We start from the raw sequence: 1,185 nt of genomic DNA, 5'->3' as shown, positions 1-1,185 counted from the left end.
CTCTCCTGATACCCTTCGCTGTCCAGCAGCGTCCAACTCCCACCGCAAACCCCTCCCCCTACCGCGGCAATTCCCGCAACTTCGCATCCTCCGCCCCCGGCTCCAGAGTCTGCCCGCACAATAAGAACTCCGTAATACTCTGTACGGAGTCCAGTCTCGTATGGGGAACTACTCACGCCATCCCCCCCTCGCTGAGCCCTACACCACACCAATCCTCGGTGTTCAACGCTAGCAAAACGACGTATCAATTGGCTCACTGGAGAGATAGGCTAAATACTCAGCATATCCAAAAGGCAATTTGCGAAAGTGTGATTTCAGAAACTGGCGATCATCGTCCAGAAGAGCAGTCTTTTCAAATGGAAAGACTCCAACCCTCATCCGCTTTGGATCAAATGTGTCTTTACAAATCACACTGCCATCCATGATCGATCCAACGGACAAAAAGCGATTGTTCCTGGCGCGATATCCAGGGCCTCAACTATTCCCTCTTCTGGCCAAAGGTATCCGAACCTCCGGCTAGCCGTCTTTAGTTCCACCTGTGCAACTGGTAAAGCAGCTGCAAAGCACTCTGCTTCCAGCCAGCTTGGGAATCGCCTCCCTAACAGCGACATCAGAACAGACGAAGCGTGCACGACATCAATCCCCCAAACCTTAAGTGCCGCTGAAAGTTCTGAATCCATCGCCAAATCAAACCAATTTTGAGTCATGACGCAAGCAGCTTTCCCGATACTACCTTGCCATTTCTGATACCCCCATATTTACAAGCGCAGATGCTGCGATCAGCTTCGAATCAGGCGAAAGCTGCACTCGGGGTTCATCACCATACCCTCCCGCTGAAGCTGCCATTGTCCATTCGCATCTGCCGCACGAACCCTAGAATAGGTAACTTGATTGAAGTTACCCAACCCATCGTGGCACCTAACGCCGTCGAAGCTAATGACAACATCAGCGCGACTTGCCCGTGGCACGAGAGAGGCGGCAAACAATGCAACGCAGCTCAGAACGAATTTAGCGAACATCGCCTTCTCTGAGGCAACTCGTTTGGCCAGCTCCGGCCGGGCCCGGGAAGAGCGCGGCCAGAAGAACGTGCCTGCGTCCAGCCGCTTGGTCAGCAGCCACATTCCGGCGCCATCGCAGTAGAGGATCTTGAGCCGGGTACGCCGCTTGTTGGCAAAGACATAGAGG

The 1,185-nt window shown here is 53.8% G+C and carries 1 protein-coding gene; it reads right to left on the bottom strand.

From position 1 onward, the window contains the following. Positions 1–779: 779 nt before the first annotated feature. On the bottom strand, positions 780–1,185 hold a 406-nt coding region (gene tnpB / locus BV034_RS16090), incomplete at its 5' end, for an IS66 family insertion sequence element accessory protein TnpB (RefSeq protein WP_265593069.1).

The organism is Verrucomicrobium sp. BvORR034 (assembly GCF_000739635.1).
In the GTDB taxonomy this organism is placed as follows: Bacteria; Verrucomicrobiota; Verrucomicrobiia; order Verrucomicrobiales; family Verrucomicrobiaceae; genus Verrucomicrobium.
The sequence above is the reverse complement of the archived record's forward strand: the minus strand, read 5'-3'. Positions and strand labels throughout refer to the sequence as shown.